The organism is Bradyrhizobium sp. USDA 4506 (assembly GCF_054058795.1).
Map to the genome: position 1 here is coordinate 5,793,502 of NZ_JBSSBM010000002.1, position 16,813 is coordinate 5,810,314.

The window sequence follows — 16,813 nt, forward strand, 5'->3', positions numbered from 1 at the left end:
GATTTCACCGATGCGCTGTCTTGTCGTCGCCGATCTGCATTACTCGTTGCCGCAGTTCGACTGGCTGCTGGCGGCGGCACCGCAATTCGATCTCGTGATCTTCGCCGGCGATGCGCTCAACCTCGGCTCGGCGGTCGATTTCCGCGCCCAGATCGTCGTCGTCACGAAATACCTGTCGCGGCTCGCCGATCTCACGCGGGTGATCTTCTGTTCAGGCAATCACGACCTCGACGAGCGCAACCCGGAGGGCGAGAAGATCGCGCGCTGGGTCGCCGGCATCAGGGAGTTCGGCGTCGCCTGCGACGGCGACAACCTGACGATCGGCGACACGCTGTTCACGGTGTGCCCGTGGTGGGACGGCCCGCTGGTCAAGGCGCGGATCGACGAGCAGCTTCGCGCGGCAGCCGCGGTGCCGCACCGCCGCTGGGTCTGGGTCCATCACGCCCCGCCGGCGGATTCGCCGACCAGCTGGGGCGGCAAGCGCTTCTTCGGCGACGCCGAGCTGCTCGGCTGGATCGAGCGCCACCATCCGGCGCTGGTGATCTCGGGCCATGTGCATCAGTCGCCGTTCATCCAGAGCGGCTCGTGGTTCGACCGGATCGGAGCGACCTGGGTGTTCAACACCGGCCTGCAGCCCGGCCGTCCACCGGTCTACATCGTGCTCGATCTCGCACAGGACAAGGCGTTCTGGCTCGCCGCCGGCGATGCGCAGATGATCGATCTCAAGGCGCCGCTGTCGCGGCCGGCGGCTCCCGTGCACGAGGCGCCGGACTGGCTCATATCCTTGGATCGGATTGCCGATCCGAGCCTGGCGCGACCTGCATCGGCGGCAGGTTGATCATGCTCTGCAGCACCTCGCCGACCATCGCCAGGTGGGTGCCGTGATCGGCATATTGGTGCATCAGGTCGGCAAGATAGGTCGTGGCGACATGAAGCCGTTGCGCCAGCAGCTGCGCGATCAGCAGCGCCACCGCCGGCTGCTGGCGCAGGAACGAGGCCGCATCGTCGAACTCGTACAAGACGCAATCCGAGGCCGTGCGCACCTTGGCGCTGTGCGCCCGGTCGAGCAGCACGCTCATCTCGCCGAACACCGCGCCGGGCTCGTCGATGACGGCGACCAGGCTGTCGCCCTTGACGACTTCCACCTTGCCCTCGAGCAGCACGAACAGATGACCGGTCTTGCCGCCCTCCTCGATGAAATCCGTGCCCGCCGGCAAGCTGCGCCTGCGACCGCCGGTGCAGTGATCAAGGATCGCTCGCATGTTTCATCTCCGTCTCCAGTCAGACTAGGCAGAGATGCTGTCGCGTCAAACGGCATTAGCTGGGCGTTCTGCCCAAATTGTCGGCACGCCGCCGCGTGACCCGCGGCGCGATCCAGCCGTTTGTGCGTGCCTCAGGCGGGCGCGTTATGCTTGATCGCCAGGAAATCGCCGATCGTATCGAGGAACAGTTTTGGCGATTGCAGTTGCGGGACATGCGCACATCCCGGAATGACCCTCAGCTTGGCTCTCGGCAGGCCGCCTGCCAATTCGTATGACATCGGCGGCGGCGTCGCCTCGTCATATTCGCCGACCACGACGAGTGTCGGTACGGTCACGCTGCGTAGTTCGGCACGAAGATCGAGGCTCGCCAGCGCGTCACAGGCCGCGCAGAACACGTTGAGATCGGTGCGCAGGAATGCGTCGCGGCGATCCTGCATCAGCGGGGGATGCTGTGCCTGGAAATCCGGTGCGAACAGCCGGCGCATTGCAATGTCGGTGATCGCGGCGAGCCCCTTCTCGCGTGAAACCCTGGCCATGTTGCGAAACGCCTCGCGGCCCGGCTCGGAGAACGCCGCACCGCTGTCGGCGAGGATCAGCCGGCTCGCGATCGCCGGGTGGCGGATTGCCATCTGCAGCGCGACGAACCCGCCATAACCATTGCCGAGCACGACGGCCGGCGTGCCATCAGCCGCGTCATGCACCGCGTCCGCCATCCGGTCGGCAATCGCGGCAAGGCCACCCTCAACCGCGCTCGACCGACCAAATCCCGGCAGTTCCGGCACGATGGTCCGAAACGACCGGGCAAGTTCCGGCACGATCGCATCGAAGCTCGCGCGATCCGACAGCAGCGAGTGAAACAGGACCAGCGGCGGCCCTTCGCCCGACTGGGCTGCGTTGACTGTGCGGTTGGCCAAAAGCCTGTCCATCGTCGCTCTCTTTCAAATTGCGCCCGAAATTCGCGCATCGGGGCTCCAAAGCGCCCCTGCGGACGATTGATAAATCAAATCACCCGGATTTCAAGGATTTCAGCTTGACGTGATATTTCACAAGCTGCATTTACTGGGCAGGAGATCCAATAAGATGATCCTTCTCCGCGAGAATATCTACGAAAGCCTGCGATCTGATATTTTATCGTGTCAGCTTGCTCCCGGTGATGAAATACGAGAGCAGGATTTGGCGGAGCGTTACGCCGTCAGCCGCCAGCCGGTCCGGGACGCCCTGCTGCGGCTCGAGCGCGAGCACCTCGTGACGGTGCAGCCCCGCCAGGGCTACCGGGTGAATCCGATCTCGCTGTCCGACGCCCGCGATCTGCTGCGCTTCCGCCTTGCGCTCGAACCGGCCTGCGTCGCCGAAGCAATCGAGAGCGCGCCCGACAGCATCCTGAAATCACTCGATGAATTCCGCCGCTTCTCCGGCAGCCATGAGGACTTCATCACCTACAATCGCGGCTTCCACTCGGCGCTGGCGCACGCATCGGGCAACCGCCGCATGGCGACCACGCTCTGCGACCTGATCGGCCAGGCCGATCGGCTGGTGCGCGTCAGCATCTCCAATCTGAAGGGCCACGACCCGGCGAAGCTCGTCGCCGAGCATGTCGCATTGATCGACGCCATGCAGCGGCGCGAGGCACGCACCGCGGCCCGCATCATCAAGGCTCACATCGCGGCAACCGAAAAGCGCGTGCTGCCGGCACTCAAGCGCAACGCCGTCATCGTCGAAGAGAGGTCATCATGAACATTCCGTCGAAGCCCGCGACGATCGACGTCGAGATCCACGGCAACTTCATCGACGGACGCGAGGTCGAGGCCGGAGACGGCGAGATGCTCGACGTCCGCAATCCCGCGACCGGCGACGTCATCGCCCGGATTCCGAATTCGACCGCCGCGGATATCGACCGCGCGATGAGGAGCGCGCGCGCTGCATTCGAAGGCAAGGCGTGGGGCGGGATGGACACGAGGGCGCGCGCCCGGCTCGTCAACAGGCTCGCCGACGCGTTCGAGGCCAATCTCGACACGCTGTACCGGCTGGAGACGTTGAACAACGGCCGTCCCGTCAACGAAACCCGCGCGCAGCTGTCGCGCCTGCCGGATTTCCTCCGCTACTTCGCCGGACTGGCGCTGTCGCGCCGTGATTCCGTCATCCCGGTCGAAGGCGCGTACCTGAACTACACCCTGCGCACGCCGATCGGAATCGTCGCCAACTGCACGCCCTTCAATCACCCGCTCATGATCCTGTGCAAGTCGCTTGCCGTCGTGCTGGCGACCGGGTGCGTCACCGTGGTCAAGCCATCGGAATACACGCCGCTGACGACACTGAAGCTCGCCCAGATCTTCAGCGAGGCCGGACTGCCTCCCGGCGTCTTCAACATCGTGCTTGGCCTCGGCCAGAGCGCCGGCAAGATGCTCGCTGAGCATGGCGACATCAACAAGCTTGTGCTGACCGGCGGGACCGAAGCCGGCCGCATCGCGGGCAGTGCCGCAGCGAAGGTGTTCGCGCACCAGACCATGGAGCTCGGCGGCAAGACGCCGGTGATGATATTCGACGATTTCGACGTCGACCGCGCCGTCAACTACGCCGCGTTCGGCGCCTTCATCGGCGCCGGCCAAACCTGCGTTTGCGCGTCGCGCCATATCGTGCAGGCCTCGATCTACGATGAGTTCGTCGAAAAGCTGCAGGCCAAGACCCGCGCCATCCGCATTGGCGATCCGTTCGATCCGAACACACAACTTGGGCCGGTGATCTCGGCACGCCAGCGCGACCGCGTTCTCAGCTATGCGCGCTACGGTCATGAAGACGGCGCGCGGCTGCTCACCGGCGGCGTGGCCGCAAAGGTCGCGGGCCACGACAACGGTTATTTCGTCGAACCGACCGTGTTCGCCGACGTCAAATCCGACATGCGGATCTTCCAGGAGGAGGTGTTCGGTCCCTTCACCTCGGTGACCCCCTTCAAGGACGAGGCCGACGCGCTCCGGCTCGCCAACGACTCTCCCTTTGGCCTCGCCGCCGCCATTCGCACCCGCGACGTCGCGCGCGCGCATCGCGTGGCCGCGGCGGTCAAGGCCGGGATCGTCTGGATCAACGACCACCACCGGCTCGATCCGGCCTCGCCCTGGGGCGGCGTTGACGATTCCGGCATCGGCCGGGAATGCGGCACTGAGAGCTTCGACGACCATTTCAACACCAAGAGCGTGATGGTCGCGACCCACGAACAGCCGTTCGATTGGTACCGCGACACGGCCAGCCAGCGCCGGTTGAACTAGCCGCAGTCGAGCAAAGCGGCAAATCGCCCACAGATGGCGGGCCGCATCACCGAGGAAACAGTCAAGGGGAGAGCGCATATGTCGACATCGGTCAATGCCGGGAGCCGCCTCGATCGGCTACCGATCGGACCATTCCATCGCCGGATCATGATCCTGATCGGGATCGGAATGTTCTTCGACGGCTTCGACATCTATATCGCCGGCACCGTGCTCGGCGTGACGCTGAAAACCGGATTCTCGACGCTCGCCCAAAACGCCGCGTTCATCTCCGCAACCTTCGTCGGCATGATGCTCGGATCTTTCGGCACCGGCTTCCTCGGCGACCGTTACGGTCGGCGTTTCACCTACCAGTTCAATCTGCTGCTGTTCGGCATCGCGTCCCTGGCGGCGGCGTTTGCGCCAAACATGGCCTTTCTGATTGCCTGCCGTTTCGTGATGGGCGTCGGTCTCGGCGCCGAAAATGTTGTCGGCTACTCCACGATGACCGAGTTCGTGCCGGCCCGGAGCCGCGGCAAGTGGCTCGGCTTCACCGCCGTCTGCGTCGTGACCGGCCTGCCCATCGCACTGCTGGTCGCATCAGTCGTCGTCCCGCAATTCGGCTGGCGCGCGATGTTTGTGCTGGGCGGCGTCGGCGCCTTGATCGTCTGGTACCTGCGCAAGTCGCTGCCGGAGTCGCCGCGCTGGCTGGAGGCGGTGGGACGCACCGCCGAGGCCGAGGCGCTGATGCAGGCGATCGAGAAGGAAGCTTCCCGGGGTCAGCCCTTGCCGGCGCCCGCGGCTGCAACGCCGGCACCGGTGTCGCCCGATCTCGCCACGCTGTTCGCTGCGCCGCTGCTGTCCCGCATGATCGTCGGCGCGGTATGCCTGATTACCATCAATACGCTGCTCTACGGTTTCGTGACCTGGCTGCCGGTGTTCTTCATCAAGCAGGGCCTGTCCGTCGCGACCTCGTTCGGCTACTCGCTGCTGATGGCGCTTGGCGCGCCGATCGGCTCGGCGATCGGCGCCCTGACCGCCGACCGCTGGGGCCGCAAGCCCACGATCATCGGCGCATCGCTGATCTCGATCATCCTCGGCGTCATCTATCCGATGATCTCGGATCCGTTCCTGCTGCCGGCCGTCGGCTTCGCGCTGACCGTGCCGATCTATGTCTTGGTCGCGCTGTTGTTCGGCATCTATATTCCCGAACTGTTCCCGACCGAGGTGCGGCTGCGGGCATCCGGCATCGTCAACACACTCGGTCGAGGTGCCACCATCGTGACACCATTCCTGGTCGTGATGCTGTTCGAAGCGCGCGGCGTCGCCGGCGTGATGGCCCTGATGATCGGACTGCTCGTCGTGCAGATCATCACCGTATGGGCGCTCGGCATCGAGCCGCGGCACCGCAGCCTCGAGGAGCTCAAGGGCGAGGAATCACCATCCGCAATTCCGCAGGAAGCTTCGTGAGGCGGAGCGACCTTTCTCGCGACAAGCTTGACGGCGCGGGCTACCCGCGCCGTCGCGTCACTCCCACATCTCAGGCGTGACACGCCCGGCGAAGCCGCAGTCGATGACCCGCTCCTGCGGATTGCGATCCACGATCAGCCGCAGTAGGTCGGGGCGCGAATAATGGCCGCCGATATCGCACAGCGCCTTGGCGGCGAGCACGGCCTCCCGCGAGCCGTCCGCGATCAGGATGGTCTCGCCCTGCGCCGGACCGGCGATGACCTCGCCGCGCGGATCGATGATGACGCTGTCACCGCTGTACTCGATCGTCGAGAGTTCGCGGTAACGTTCCGGCGTGATTTCGTGCGAGCGCATGCCGCCGACCGCGATGACGTAGCAGCCGGCTTGTGAGGCGAACGCGCGCGACAGCAACAACTGCCGCGGCCAGAGCGGCGTCGGCGACGGTGGCGCCACCGCGGGCTCCCGCCCCGGCCACGCAGCGACGTGGATCTGCGTTCCCTGCGCGGCCAGCGCATAGCCGGGCAGCATCGTGTTGTGCTCCCAGCAATTGAGGCCGCTGATCCGGCCATAGGGCCGCTCATGCACGCGCAGGCCCGCCGCGTCGCCATCGGCCCACACCGAGCGCTCGTTGAAGGTGGGCTTCAGCTTGCGATGGCGGCCGAGCAGCCGTCCCTCGCGGCCGATGAACAGCAGCGTGCAGTAGACCGTCCCCTTGGTCACGGCATCACGTTCGGCAACGCCGATCACGACATCCAGTCCCGCGGCCTCGGCGGCGACGCAGAGCCGATCGGTCGCGGGCGAGGGAATCTCGACCGCGTTGTCGAGATATTCGGCCATCGCGCGAAACGTGTTCGGCCCGGTCGGCGCGTGACAGAAGAAGGGATAGCCGGGCAGCCATGTCTCGCCGAAGGCGGCAATCGTCGCGCCCATGGCGCCGGCCTCGCCGATCAGGCGGCAGGCCTTCTCCAGCGAGGCGTCGCGATCGAATGGCACCGCGGCGGCCTGGACCGCCGCGAGCCTGAAATGCGTGTCGGATGTCATGGTTGTGCCCGCGTCAGTCGACGCCCTTGCGGGCAGCGTCGAGCGCGCCCGCAAGCAACTCCAGCGCCTTGACGCGCCGCCGTCGCGCCAGACGCGCCTCGCCGACCTTGCGCTCGTGCTCGCCGGCGATGAAGGCCTGGATGTCCGGCAGCGGACGAATGACGCCACGGCTGCCCCACTGGCCGTCGGGGATCTCGGTCGGAAACACCCAGACCTGCGGCGCCACATCCTCGAACGAACCGCCGGCAGCGCGCACCACCGCGTCGGTGACGTCCTTCACCAAGGCCGCGCGCGAGGCTTCGGTGTACTGCCCCTCGGGGACCGTCGGGACGATGCGAAATCGTGGCGATGGCGATGGCTGGCCCGCCACATAAACGGCGGCCGGCCGATGCAGGAAGACAACGGTGACGCCTTGCGCAACCTTGTTCGCCGGATCGAACCCCTCGTGGCCGATCAGGATATCGCCGAGCTCCTTGATGAGCCGCGCTTCCGCTTCCGGCTTCAGGGCTCCTTCGGGAATTGTCACGTCGATCATCGGCATTGAGGCGACCTCCTGTTGTTGACAGCAGGAGGTCTATGCGCGGCGCACTCCCGGCAGCAGTGGCAGTATCGCCATTTTCAGGGCAAATTCGGACACGGCCTTCTCAGGCGGCGGGAGCCTTGCGCACGAACCGGCGCTGGTATTCGCGGGGCGAAAGCCCGGTTTCGCGCTTGAACAGCCGACGGAAGGTCGACAGATCGTTGTAGCCGACGCGCGCGCTGACCGCGTCGAGCTTCAGCCGCGTGGTTTCGATCAGGCGCTTGGCGACATCCACCCGCAGCGCCTGGAGATATTGCAGGGGCGCCTCGCCGACCGCCAGCTTGAAGCGGCGGTTCAGGGTCCGCTCGCTGACCGAAAGGTCCCGGGCCAGCCTGGCAAGGCTGAAGCCTCGCTGTAGCGACTTCTCCATCATGCTCTGCGCCCGCGCCACCAGCGCGTCGGAGTGCTGCGTGTCGCGCGCGCGGCTGGCATAGGGTGCCTGCGAGATGCGATTGCTGTCGATCAGCATCAGCTTGCCGGTCTCGGCGGCGACATCGGCACCGGCGAACTTCTCGACCAGCCGAAGCGCGAGATTGAGCGAGGTGGTCACCGCGCCCGAGCAGACAATCCGGTTCTGCTCGGTGAGGATCTCGGCGACGCGCAGATCCACCGCCGGGTAGCGCATCGCGAATGTCCGTCCCTTCGCCCAATGGGTGGTCGCAACCCTGCCGTCGAGCAGGCCGGCCTCGGCGAGGATGAAGCTGCCGGTGCAATAGGACGCGAGCAGGGTACCGCGCTCATGCTGCCGGCGCAGCGCCGCGAGCAGCGGCTCGACGGTATCGAGCCGGGCGAAGAAGCGTTCGATATCGCCGACGAAGGGTCCCGGGATCACCACCGCGTCTGCCGAAGACCGCGCGCCGATCGGCCCATCGACGCCGATGACCTGGCCTGATGCCGTCTGGACCGGCCGGCCATTCAATGATTCGACGCGCCACCGCAGCTGTGACGGCATGCCGTTGCGACGTCGCGGCCGCCGTGCCGTCACCGAGTTGGCGGCGGTGAACACGTCGACAATCCCCGCCACGCCCGAAGCGAGGATGCCGTCATAGACCCAGATCCGGATGAGTGGCATGGCCCGTGTCCGATTTTGCACAACATGGTGCAATTCTGCCATTGCATGGACGACCGGACAAGCCGGCGACGGCGGGCGCCGAATGTGAAGCGCCGTGCTACTGCCCGACGCGCAACTCAGCAAAAACCTGTCAACTCGGACAAACCATGTCGCGAGAATGCGGGCGTTGACTTACGGACCGTGCCGCACACTCACCGTCGTCCCGGCGAAGGCCGGGACCCATAACCACCGATGCGAATTGTCATGCGCGATTGCAACGACGAGTCCCGCCTGCAACATCCGCCGCGGCGTATGGGTCCCGGCCCCCGTGCGCAATTGCGCACTAGGCCGGGACGACAGATGTATATGCGGGCCGGTCGTCGTGCGCCCCACTCACATCGCCCGCGCAAATCTGCGAAAGCCAGGCGCGCCGGTCATCGCCTCGAAGGCGGCGTCGCACTTCTCTTCGGCGAAGGCGAAGCCGGCCCTGGCGTAGCAGCGTTCGGCCGCGTCGTTGCCGATCAGGAACGAGATCGATGCCTGCGTGTAACCGGCCGCCTTGCCGTCGGCGAGTGCGCGGCGGATCAAGTCCTGCACCAGGCCGCCGCTGCGATGGGACGCTTGTCGGGCGACATGCTCGATCAGCCAGTCGCCCTCGCCGCCTTGCACCCAGCAGTTGCGGGCATAGCCGCCGCGCGCGACGATGGCATCGGCATCGGTGCCGGTCTCTGCTGCGACTTCGTCGATCGCCGCACGTGCCGCGACGACGGTTCCGGATGCCGGCATCGCGCACAGCGCGGCGGCCGGCACGCCATCGACTTCAGCAATCAGGAAATGGGCGACGTGATACCATGACCGCACCCGCGCCACGGCGAGCCGTGTCATGAACGCCAGGCATTCCGCCTCGCCCCGGTCGAGCGCGATGTCGAACCAGCCGCGCGGCAACTGGCCGCGCTGCGCGGCCAGGACAGTGCGGGCGATGAAGCCGGCGTCGTCGGATCGTGCGGGACGGATCGAGGATCGTCCCGCGCCGATCATCTCAGGTGTTCTTCAGCGCGACGCGGAATTCGGCCTCGGTCTTGGCCTTGACCTCGTCGAGCGTGACGCCGTCAGCGAGCTCGATCAGCGCCATGCCGTCCTTGCCGTGCTTGTCGATGGTGAACACCGCCAAATCCGTGACGACCATGTCGACCACGCGCTCGCCGGTCAGCGGCAGGTTGCACTGCTTGAGCAGCTTCGGGCCGTCCTTGGCGGAATGCTCCATCACGACCACGACGCGCTTGACGCCGGCGACGAGGTCCATGGCGCCGCCCATGCCCTTCACCATCTTGCCGGGGATCATCCAGTTGGCGAGGTCGCCGTTCTGCGCCACCTGCATGGCGCCGAGGATCGACAGATCGATATGGCCGCCGCGCACCATGCCGAAGGAATCGGCCGACGAGAAATAGCTGGTCGAGGGCAGCTCGCTCACCGTCTGCTTCCCGGCATTGATGAGGTCGGCGTCCACCTCGTCCTCATAGGGGAACGGGCCCATGCCGAGCATGCCGTTCTCGCTCTGCAGGCTGACGTCGATACCGTCGGGAATGTAGTTCGAAACCAGCGTCGGAATGCCGATGCCGAGATTGACGTAATAGCCGTCGCGCAACTCCTTGGCGGCGCGGGCGGCCATCTGTTCACGGGTCCAGGCCATGAGGCTCTCCTGAAGAAATGGGTTTTAGGCAGCGGGGCGCGGTCGGGTGTTGCGGAACTCGATCCGCTTCGTGCCGGTCCCGACCTCGATGATGCGCTTGACGAAGATGCCGGGGGTGTGGATGTGGTCCGGATCGATCTCGCCGGCCGGCACCAGGTGCTCGACCTCGGCGACGGTGACCTTCGCCGCGGTGGCCATCATCGGGTTAAAGTTGCGCGCGGTCTTGCGGTAGACCAGGTTGCCGGCGGTATCGCCCTTCCAGGCATGGACGATGGCGACGTCGGCGAACAGGCCGCGCTCCATGATGTACTTCTCGCCGTCGAATTCCTTCACTTCCTTGCCCTCGGCGATCAGCGTGCCGACGCCGGTCTTGGTGTAGAAGGCCGGGATTCCGGCGCCGCCGGCGCGGATGCGCTCGGCCAGCGTGCCCTGCGGGTTGAACTCGAGCTCGAGCTCGCCGGCGAGATACTGCTGAGCGAACAGCTTGTTCTCGCCGACATAGGACGAGATCATCTTCTTGATCTGGCGGGTCTCCAGCAGCCGGCTGAGGCCGATGCCGTCGACGCCGGCATTGTTGGAGACGACGGTGAGGCCCTTGACGCCGGACTCGCGGATCGCGTCGGACAGGGTCTCGGCGATGCCGCAGAGGCCGAAGCCGCCCGACATGATCATCATGCCGTCCTTGAGGAGACCATCGAGTGCCGATTTGGCGTCGGGATAAACTTTGTTCATGCAGCGAATACCTGATGGAGGGCGCGGAACGGCTGTGGCAAACCGGATTATTAGGCGAAATCTTCGCAATGCGTCAATCACGGCCCGGTGCGGCGACGGGCGGCGGCCCGCGGCAGCAACATGGCCTTGAAAGCGACAAGAAAACCCTTCAAGTTGCGTGGGTTGGCAGGGGCCTCCGGCGAGAGCCCGCTGTGTTCGACGACGACCCGACAAAATTCAACCCGACCCGGATATGTCATTGACGATGGCCCAAGGAATTAAGCGCCTGGGGATGCCGATCGCGGCGCTTTTCGGCCTGGCGCTGGTCGGGCTGGTCGGAACGTCGTGGTTCCTCAACCGGGACGCGCTGCAGCGCGCGGTGGAGGCGCAGATCCGCGCCGTGACCGGGCTCGAACTCGTCGTCAACGGCCCGATCGACGTCTCGGTTTTTCCGGGCAGCTACGTCTCCTTTCATAATGTCGGGCTGAAGGGCGCCGATACCATCGGTCCCGCCCTGCAGGTCGACGTGCTGACCGCCAATCTGCGCCTGCTGCCGCTGTTGCTGCGGCGGTTCGAGATTGCCGACGTCATGATGCTCCGTCCCCATATCCATGTGGTCCGCGACGGCGCCGGCGAGAGCAACTGGACGCCGTTCGTCGAGACCATCGCCAAGGCGATGACGCCCGGCGCCGAGAACCAGGTGTCGTTCTCCGAAATCCGGATCCAGGACGGCGAGCTGAACTACCAGGACGGCACCAACAACATCTCCGAGCAGCTCGGCGATATCGACCTGTCGCTGGCCTGGCCCTCGATCTCGCGTTCCTTTGCCGCAACCGGCCAGTTCGACTGGCGCGGCGAACGCGTCGACGGCTCGATCAGCGCCAGCGACTTCGTCGCGTTGCTGTCGGGCGACCGCTCCGGCCTGAAGGCACGGCTCGCCAGCGCGCCGCTGAAAGTTGCTTTCGACGGAACCGTCGCCAACCGCACCAGCCTGATGATGGAAGGCGTCGCCACCATGGACTCACCGTCGCTGCGCAACGCGTTGCGCTGGATGGGCCAGGCCCCGCCCGGCGGCGGTGGCGGCTTCGGCCGCTTCGCGCTGAAGGCCCGCGCCAATGTGGTCGGCGGCTCGGTCGCGCTCACCAATGTCAATGTCGAGCTCGACGGCAACGTCGCCGAGGGCGTGATGACCTACGCCAATAACGGCCGGCAGACGCTGCAGGCGACGCTTGCCGCCGGCAACCTCGATTTCACGCCTTACATCTCGACGTTCCGCCTGCTGGCCAGCGGCCAGCGCGACTGGAACAGGCAGCTGTTCGACCTTTCCTCGCTGTCGTCGACCGATCTCGACATGCGCCTGTCGGCGGCCAAGGTCACGGTCGGCCCGTCCAAGCTCGGCCGCACCGCGTTCGGCGCCAATCTGCGCGGCGGCGCGCTGGCGCTCAGCGTCGGCGAGGCGCAGATGTATGGCGGCATCGCCAAGGGCTCGTTCGCGATCGCGCGCTCGGATGCGGTCGCCGATGTCCGGGCGCAATTCCAGTTCACCGATGTCGATCTGCAGGCCTGCGCCAGCGAATTGTTCGGCATCAACAAGCTGTCCGGCCGCGGCAACCTGAACGTCTCGCTGACCGCCTCGGGCTCGAGCCCGTTCGGGCTCGCGTCGTCGCTCGACGGCACCGCGACGCTGAATGGACATGACGGCGCGATCGCGGGCTTCAATGTCGAGCAGCTGTTGAAGCGGCTGGAGAAGCGGCCGCTGTCCGGCGGCGGCAATTTCCGCTCCGGCTCGACGCCCTACGACAATCTCAGCATCTCGGTGAAATTCGCCGACGGCGTCGCGACCGCTGACGACATTCATGTCGAAAGCCCCACGGCGAAGATCACGCTGACCGGCACGGCCTCGGTGCCGTCGCGCGAATACGATCTCAAGGGCGTCGCCAGCCTGACCTCGGCATCGGCCGGCGGCAACGGTTTCGATCTGCCCTTCGTGATCCAGGGGCCGTGGGACGATCCGCTGATCTTCCCCGATCCGGAAAGCCTGATCCGCCGCTCGCCGGCCTCCGCCCCGCTGCTCGATGCGGTGAAGGATCGCAAGACCCGCGACGCGGTGCGCTCGGTGATCGAGCGCTTCACCGGCGGAGGAGCCGCACGGCCCGCGGCGGCGCCCGATGCTGCGGCAGGCGCGCCCGGCGGCGCACCGGCGGCGTCGGCCGAGAATGCGAAGTCGAACTGATCGAATCCATTCACTTTGCGCATCGATGCACCGGGACCGATCCACGCGCTCGCCGCAAACCCCTACACAAGTCGGCGGCGCGACATCTTTATCGGGTCACGGGCATGCGCTAGTGTTTTCTCCAACCGGTTAAAAAGCCGGCCTCATGAGGGAGAACAACGTGAGATCCAAGGTTATCGGTGCGCTATCAATTGCGGTCGCCGCGGTCGGCCTGTTCGCCGCAACTGCACCCGCTCTCGCCCAGGGCAAGACGATCACCGTCTGGTGGGGCAAGGGATTTTACAAATCCGAAGACGACGCGCTGCTCGAGACGATCAAGAAATTCGAAGCCAAGACCGGCATCAAGGTCGAACTGTCGCAATACGCGATCCAGGACATGATTCCGAAGACGGTCGCCGCGCTCGATTCCGGCACCGTGCCCGACGTCGCCTATTCCGACACCTACGACGTGCAGGCCCAGGGCAAGTGGGCCTACGAGGGCAAGCTCGAGGACCTCTCGGACGTCATGACACCGATCCAGGATCGGTTTGCGCCGAACACGCTGGAAGCGTCGAAGCTCTATGACGATGTCGCCAAGAAGCGGTCCTATTACGGCTTCCCGCTGAAGCAGCAGAGCATGCACGTCCAGATCTGGAAGGACATGCTGGAGAAGGCCGGCTTCAAGCAGAGCGACATCCCGAACGACTGGAACGGTTACTGGACGTTCTGGTGCGACAAGGTGCAGCCCGCGATCCGCAAGGCCACCGGCCAGCGCATCTATGCAGTCGGCCAGCCGATGGGCGTGGAATCCACCGACTCCTTCCAGTCGTTCTACACCTTCATGGACGCCTACCACATCAAGCTGGTCGACGACGACGGCAAGCTCCTGGTCGACGATCCCAAGGTGCGCGACGGCCTGATCCACGCGCTGAAGGATTACACCGACACCTACATCAAGGGCTGCACGCCGCCCTCCTCGACGACCTGGAAGGACCCGGACAACAACGTCGCCTTCCACAACAAGACGATCGTGATGACCCACAATTTCACGATCTCGATCGCGGCGAAGTGGTTCGAGGATTCCACCAACCCGGCGCTGACCGATGCGCAGCGCGCCGCCGGCAAGCAGGCCTATGAACAGGACATCATCACGGCGTCCTTCCCGAAGGCGCCGGACGGATCGACCATCCGCTACCGCTCCGACGTCAAGACCGGGCTGATCTTCGCCAATGCCAAGAACAAGGCCGAGGCCAAGCAGTTCATCAGTTTCCTGCTCGAAGAAGACAACGTGCGGCCCTATATCGAGGGTGCGCTCGGCCGCTGGTTCCCGGTGACCAAGGCCAGCCAGGCGAGCCCGTTCTGGCAGGCCGACCGGCATCGCAAAGCGGTCTGGACCCAGTTCACCGGCGGCACTGCGCCGTTCGACTTTACCAAGAACTGGAAGTTCACCATCCTCAACAACGAGAACGTCTGGGCCAAGGCCATGAACCGCGTCGTCAGCGAAAAGGTGCCGGTGGACAAGGCCGTCGACGAACTGATCGCCCGCATCAAGCAGGTCGCGGGGTAACATCAACGATGACCGGCACTGCCGACACTTGCTCCGCGTCGTCCCGGCGAAAGCCGGGACCCATACGCCGAGGCAGTAATTTGGGAGCAGGCTGGTCGACGGCTTTCTGGCAACGGCCGGGCCCTGTGGTTATGGGTCCCGGCCTTCGCCGGGACGACGACGTAGGCGACATCGACGACGTAAGCGACATCTTAGAGTAACCGAATGGCGATCACACTCTCCGCATCCGATGTCCCCTCGCCGCCGTTGTCGGCGCGGCTGTCGCCGCCGCAGGTCTGGGGCATCGTGCTGCTCGCGCCCTATCTGCTCGTCTTCCTCGCCTTCGTGGTCTATCCGGTCGGCTACGGCCTGTGGCTGGCGCGCCATCCTGCGAGCTATGTCGCGCTCTATCACGACCCGATCTTCGCGCGCGCGGCGATCAACACGCTGATCTTCCTGGTCATCGGCATCAACATCAAGATGCTGATCGCATTGTTCCTGTCCGGCTTCTTCGCCCAGCAGCGGCCCTGGATCAGGTGGCTGTCTGTCATCTTCATCCTGCCCTGGGCGGTACCCTCGATCCCGACCATCCTGTCGGTGCGCTTCATGCTCAATCCGGAATGGGGCGTGGTCAACCAGCTGATCTTCAAGTTCACCGGCGACGACGGCCCGAACTGGCTGAACGATCCGTCGGTCGCATTGGCGATGGCGATCGGCGTGCACATCTGGAAGTCGTTGCCGTTCTGGACGCTGATCCTGCTGACCGGACGGCTCGCCATCTCGCACGATCTGTACGAGGCCTCCGACGTCGACGGCGCCAATTGGTGGCAGAAATTCCGCTACATCACCTGGCCGTCGATGCAGACGCTCTACGTCACGTGCACGCTGCTCTCGATGATCTGGACGCTCGGCGACTTCAACAGCGTCTATTTGCTCACCGGCGGCGGGCCCGCCGACCTCACCCACGTGCTGTCGACCCTCGGCATCCGCTATCTGCGCCTCGACCAGCTCTCGCTGGCGATGGCCTCGATCGTCTGCGCGATGCCGTTCGTGCTGCCGCTGGTCTATTACATGATGAAACGGTTGTCGCGATGAAGCTGCCCACCCTCCGCGAAGTCGGCACCGAAGCCAAGCTGCTCCTGATCGGCATCCCGGTCTTCATCTGGACCATGATCCCGATCTACCACATGTTCGTGTTCGCGATCTCGCCCAAGGAGGACGCGTTCTCCGGCAAGCTGTGGCCGACGCATCCGACGCTGCACAATTTCGAGATCGTGTTCAATCAGCAGCACTACTTCCTGCGCGACTTCTGGATCCAGTTCTGGAATTCGACCGTGATCGCGCTCGCGGTCGGCGCGCTGACGCTGTTCGTCGCCACCGCCGCCGCGTTCTCGATCTCGCGGCTGCGCGTGCCGGGCGGCCGCGCCGTCATGAACATGGCGCTGTTCACCTACTTCATTCCGGCCGCGTTCCTCGCCGTGCCGATGTACCGCACCATGGGCAATTACGGCCTGCTCAACAATCACTGGTCGCTGATCCTCGCGATGGTGACGATCGCCGCGCCCTACGCGATCTGGGTCTTGAAGCAGGCCTCCGACAAGCTGCCGGTCGAGCTCGACGAGGCCGCGACGATGGACGGCGCCACCACGCTGCAGCTGTTCCGCCTGGTCTACGTGCCCTTGATGATGCCGTCGCTGGTCGCGGTCGGCACCTACGCGATCCTGCTCGCGTGGAACGAATATCTCTACGCCTTCCTGCTGCTGTCGAAGGACACCGACATCACGCTGCCGGTCGCGCTCGGCAACTTCCTCGCCGCGGACGACTCGCCGTGGGAGCTCCTGATGACCACCGGCTTCATCTACGCGCTGCCGCCGGCCGCGGTCTATTACGCCTTCAAGCGCTACATGGTGGGCGGATTGACCGCCGGCGCCGTCAAGTCGTGACGCGCTGTCATTCCGGGATGGTGCGCTAGCACCAGACCCGGAATCTCGAGATTCCGGGTTCGATGTTTCAC

At 65.3% G+C, this 16,813-nt stretch carries 16 protein-coding genes; 8 read left to right on the forward strand and 8 right to left on the reverse strand.

Annotated features, from left to right (window positions below; genetic code table 11):
* The first annotated feature begins 10 nt into the window (after positions 1–10).
* Complete coding sequence (locus tag ACVIHF_RS29585; RefSeq protein WP_456792961.1) at positions 11–838, forward strand: metallophosphoesterase family protein; 828 nt, start codon at positions 11–13, stop codon at positions 836–838.
* On the opposite strand, the gene ACVIHF_RS29590 is transcribed toward ACVIHF_RS29585, so the two are convergent.
* Positions 777–1,262 (reverse strand): Crp/Fnr family transcriptional regulator, encoded by a 486-nt coding sequence (locus ACVIHF_RS29590; protein WP_016842321.1) that lies wholly within the window; start codon positions 1,260–1,262, stop codon positions 777–779. The two genes, ACVIHF_RS29585 and ACVIHF_RS29590, sit on opposite strands and share 62 nt — an antisense overlap.
* 131 nt (positions 1,263–1,393) lie before the next feature.
* Positions 1,394–2,188 (reverse strand): alpha/beta fold hydrolase, encoded by a 795-nt coding sequence (locus tag ACVIHF_RS29595; RefSeq protein ID WP_456792962.1) that lies wholly within the window; start codon positions 2,186–2,188, stop codon positions 1,394–1,396.
* Between the two features lie 154 nt (positions 2,189–2,342).
* Between ACVIHF_RS29595 and ACVIHF_RS29600 the strand changes: the two genes are divergently transcribed.
* The 3 genes from ACVIHF_RS29600 to ACVIHF_RS29610 all read left to right on the forward strand — a co-directional run bounded on the left by ACVIHF_RS29600 (position 2,343) and on the right by ACVIHF_RS29610 (position 5,968).
* On the forward strand, positions 2,343–2,996 hold the full coding sequence (locus tag ACVIHF_RS29600) for a GntR family transcriptional regulator (protein WP_456792963.1): 654 nt from the start codon (positions 2,343–2,345) through the stop codon (positions 2,994–2,996).
* Entirely contained in the window at positions 2,993–4,522 is a 1,530-nt protein-coding gene (locus ACVIHF_RS29605) for an aldehyde dehydrogenase (RefSeq protein WP_456792964.1), read from the forward strand. Before ACVIHF_RS29600 ends, ACVIHF_RS29605 begins: the two co-directional genes overlap by 4 nt.
* A 78-nt stretch (positions 4,523–4,600) precedes the next feature.
* Entirely contained in the window at positions 4,601–5,968 is a 1,368-nt protein-coding gene (locus ACVIHF_RS29610) for an MFS transporter (RefSeq protein ID WP_456792965.1), read from the forward strand.
* A 57-nt stretch (positions 5,969–6,025) separates the two neighbouring features.
* Here ACVIHF_RS29610 and ACVIHF_RS29615 read toward each other — a convergent pair whose 3' ends face one another.
* The 6 genes from ACVIHF_RS29615 to ACVIHF_RS29640 form a co-directional block, all read right to left on the reverse strand.
* On the reverse strand, positions 6,026–7,009 hold the full coding sequence (locus tag ACVIHF_RS29615) for a carbon-nitrogen hydrolase family protein (protein WP_456792966.1): 984 nt from the start codon (positions 7,007–7,009) through the stop codon (positions 6,026–6,028).
* A 13-nt stretch (positions 7,010–7,022) separates the two neighbouring features.
* Positions 7,023–7,550 carry a tautomerase family protein gene (locus ACVIHF_RS29620; RefSeq protein WP_456792967.1) on the reverse strand — a complete coding sequence of 176 codons (528 nt, stop codon included), beginning with the start codon at positions 7,548–7,550 and terminating at the stop codon, positions 7,023–7,025.
* A gap of 103 nt (positions 7,551–7,653) precedes the next feature.
* Complete coding sequence (locus tag ACVIHF_RS29625; RefSeq protein WP_456792968.1) at positions 7,654–8,661, reverse strand: GlxA family transcriptional regulator; 1,008 nt, start codon at positions 8,659–8,661, stop codon at positions 7,654–7,656.
* Between the two features lie 372 nt (positions 8,662–9,033).
* Positions 9,034–9,678 (reverse strand): GNAT family N-acetyltransferase, encoded by a 645-nt coding sequence (locus ACVIHF_RS29630; protein WP_456792969.1) that lies wholly within the window; start codon positions 9,676–9,678, stop codon positions 9,034–9,036.
* Between the two features lies 1 nt (position 9,679).
* Positions 9,680–10,330: a 3-oxoacid CoA-transferase subunit B gene (locus tag ACVIHF_RS29635; RefSeq protein ID WP_018268725.1), complete on the reverse strand. Its 651-nt coding sequence runs from the start codon at positions 10,328–10,330 to the stop codon at positions 9,680–9,682.
* Positions 10,331–10,354: 24 nt separating this feature from the next.
* On the reverse strand, positions 10,355–11,062 hold the full coding sequence (locus ACVIHF_RS29640) for a CoA transferase subunit A (RefSeq protein ID WP_253606839.1): 708 nt from the start codon (positions 11,060–11,062) through the stop codon (positions 10,355–10,357).
* Positions 11,063–11,306: 244 nt separating this feature from the next.
* Here ACVIHF_RS29640 and ACVIHF_RS29645 point away from each other — a divergent pair, with 244 nt between their 5' ends.
* The 4 genes from ACVIHF_RS29645 (at position 11,307) to ACVIHF_RS29660 (ending at position 16,742) form a co-directional block, all read left to right on the forward strand.
* Positions 11,307–13,274, forward strand: coding sequence for an AsmA family protein (locus ACVIHF_RS29645; RefSeq protein ID WP_076829623.1), 1,968 nt, complete (start codon positions 11,307–11,309; stop codon positions 13,272–13,274).
* A gap of 160 nt (positions 13,275–13,434) precedes the next feature.
* A complete protein-coding gene (locus ACVIHF_RS29650; protein WP_456792970.1) occupies positions 13,435–14,820 on the forward strand; it encodes an ABC transporter substrate-binding protein in 1,386 nt (461 codons plus the stop codon).
* Between the two features lie 204 nt (positions 14,821–15,024).
* Positions 15,025–15,894: a carbohydrate ABC transporter permease gene (locus tag ACVIHF_RS29655; protein WP_038387345.1), complete on the forward strand. Its 870-nt coding sequence runs from the start codon at positions 15,025–15,027 to the stop codon at positions 15,892–15,894.
* On the forward strand, positions 15,891–16,742 hold the full coding sequence (locus tag ACVIHF_RS29660; protein WP_016843362.1) for a carbohydrate ABC transporter permease: 852 nt from the start codon (positions 15,891–15,893) through the stop codon (positions 16,740–16,742). The genes ACVIHF_RS29655 and ACVIHF_RS29660 overlap by 4 nt, the downstream gene beginning before the upstream one ends.
* Positions 16,743–16,813: the final 71 nt, after the last annotated feature.

Excerpts from the sequence above, each read along its gene's own strand:
- ACVIHF_RS29660 (WP_016843362.1), top strand. The coding sequence starts at position 15,891 with ATGAAGCTGCCCACCCTCCGCGAAGTCGGCACCGAAGCCAAGCTGCTC.
- ACVIHF_RS29625 (WP_456792968.1), bottom strand. The coding sequence starts at position 8,661 with ATGCCACTCATCCGGATCTGGGTCTATGACGGCATCCTCGCTTCGGGC.
- ACVIHF_RS29595 (WP_456792962.1), bottom strand. The coding sequence starts at position 2,188 with ATGGACAGGCTTTTGGCCAACCGCACAGTCAACGCAGCCCAGTCGGGC.
- ACVIHF_RS29645 (WP_076829623.1), top strand. The coding sequence starts at position 11,307 with ATGGCCCAAGGAATTAAGCGCCTGGGGATGCCGATCGCGGCGCTTTTC.
- ACVIHF_RS29655 (WP_038387345.1), top strand. The coding sequence starts at position 15,025 with ATGGCGATCACACTCTCCGCATCCGATGTCCCCTCGCCGCCGTTGTCG.
- ACVIHF_RS29630 (WP_456792969.1), bottom strand. The coding sequence starts at position 9,678 with ATGATCGGCGCGGGACGATCCTCGATCCGTCCCGCACGATCCGACGAC.
- ACVIHF_RS29605 (WP_456792964.1), top strand. The coding sequence starts at position 2,993 with ATGAACATTCCGTCGAAGCCCGCGACGATCGACGTCGAGATCCACGGC.
- ACVIHF_RS29635 (WP_018268725.1), bottom strand. The coding sequence starts at position 10,330 with ATGGCCTGGACCCGTGAACAGATGGCCGCCCGCGCCGCCAAGGAGTTG.
- ACVIHF_RS29590 (WP_016842321.1), bottom strand. The coding sequence starts at position 1,262 with ATGCGAGCGATCCTTGATCACTGCACCGGCGGTCGCAGGCGCAGCTTG.
- ACVIHF_RS29615 (WP_456792966.1), bottom strand. The coding sequence starts at position 7,009 with ATGACATCCGACACGCATTTCAGGCTCGCGGCGGTCCAGGCCGCCGCG.
- ACVIHF_RS29640 (WP_253606839.1), bottom strand. The coding sequence starts at position 11,062 with ATGAACAAAGTTTATCCCGACGCCAAATCGGCACTCGATGGTCTCCTC.
- ACVIHF_RS29600 (WP_456792963.1), top strand. The coding sequence starts at position 2,343 with ATGATCCTTCTCCGCGAGAATATCTACGAAAGCCTGCGATCTGATATT.
- ACVIHF_RS29620 (WP_456792967.1), bottom strand. The coding sequence starts at position 7,550 with ATGCCGATGATCGACGTGACAATTCCCGAAGGAGCCCTGAAGCCGGAA.
- ACVIHF_RS29610 (WP_456792965.1), top strand. The coding sequence starts at position 4,601 with ATGTCGACATCGGTCAATGCCGGGAGCCGCCTCGATCGGCTACCGATC.
- ACVIHF_RS29585 (WP_456792961.1), top strand. The coding sequence starts at position 11 with ATGCGCTGTCTTGTCGTCGCCGATCTGCATTACTCGTTGCCGCAGTTC.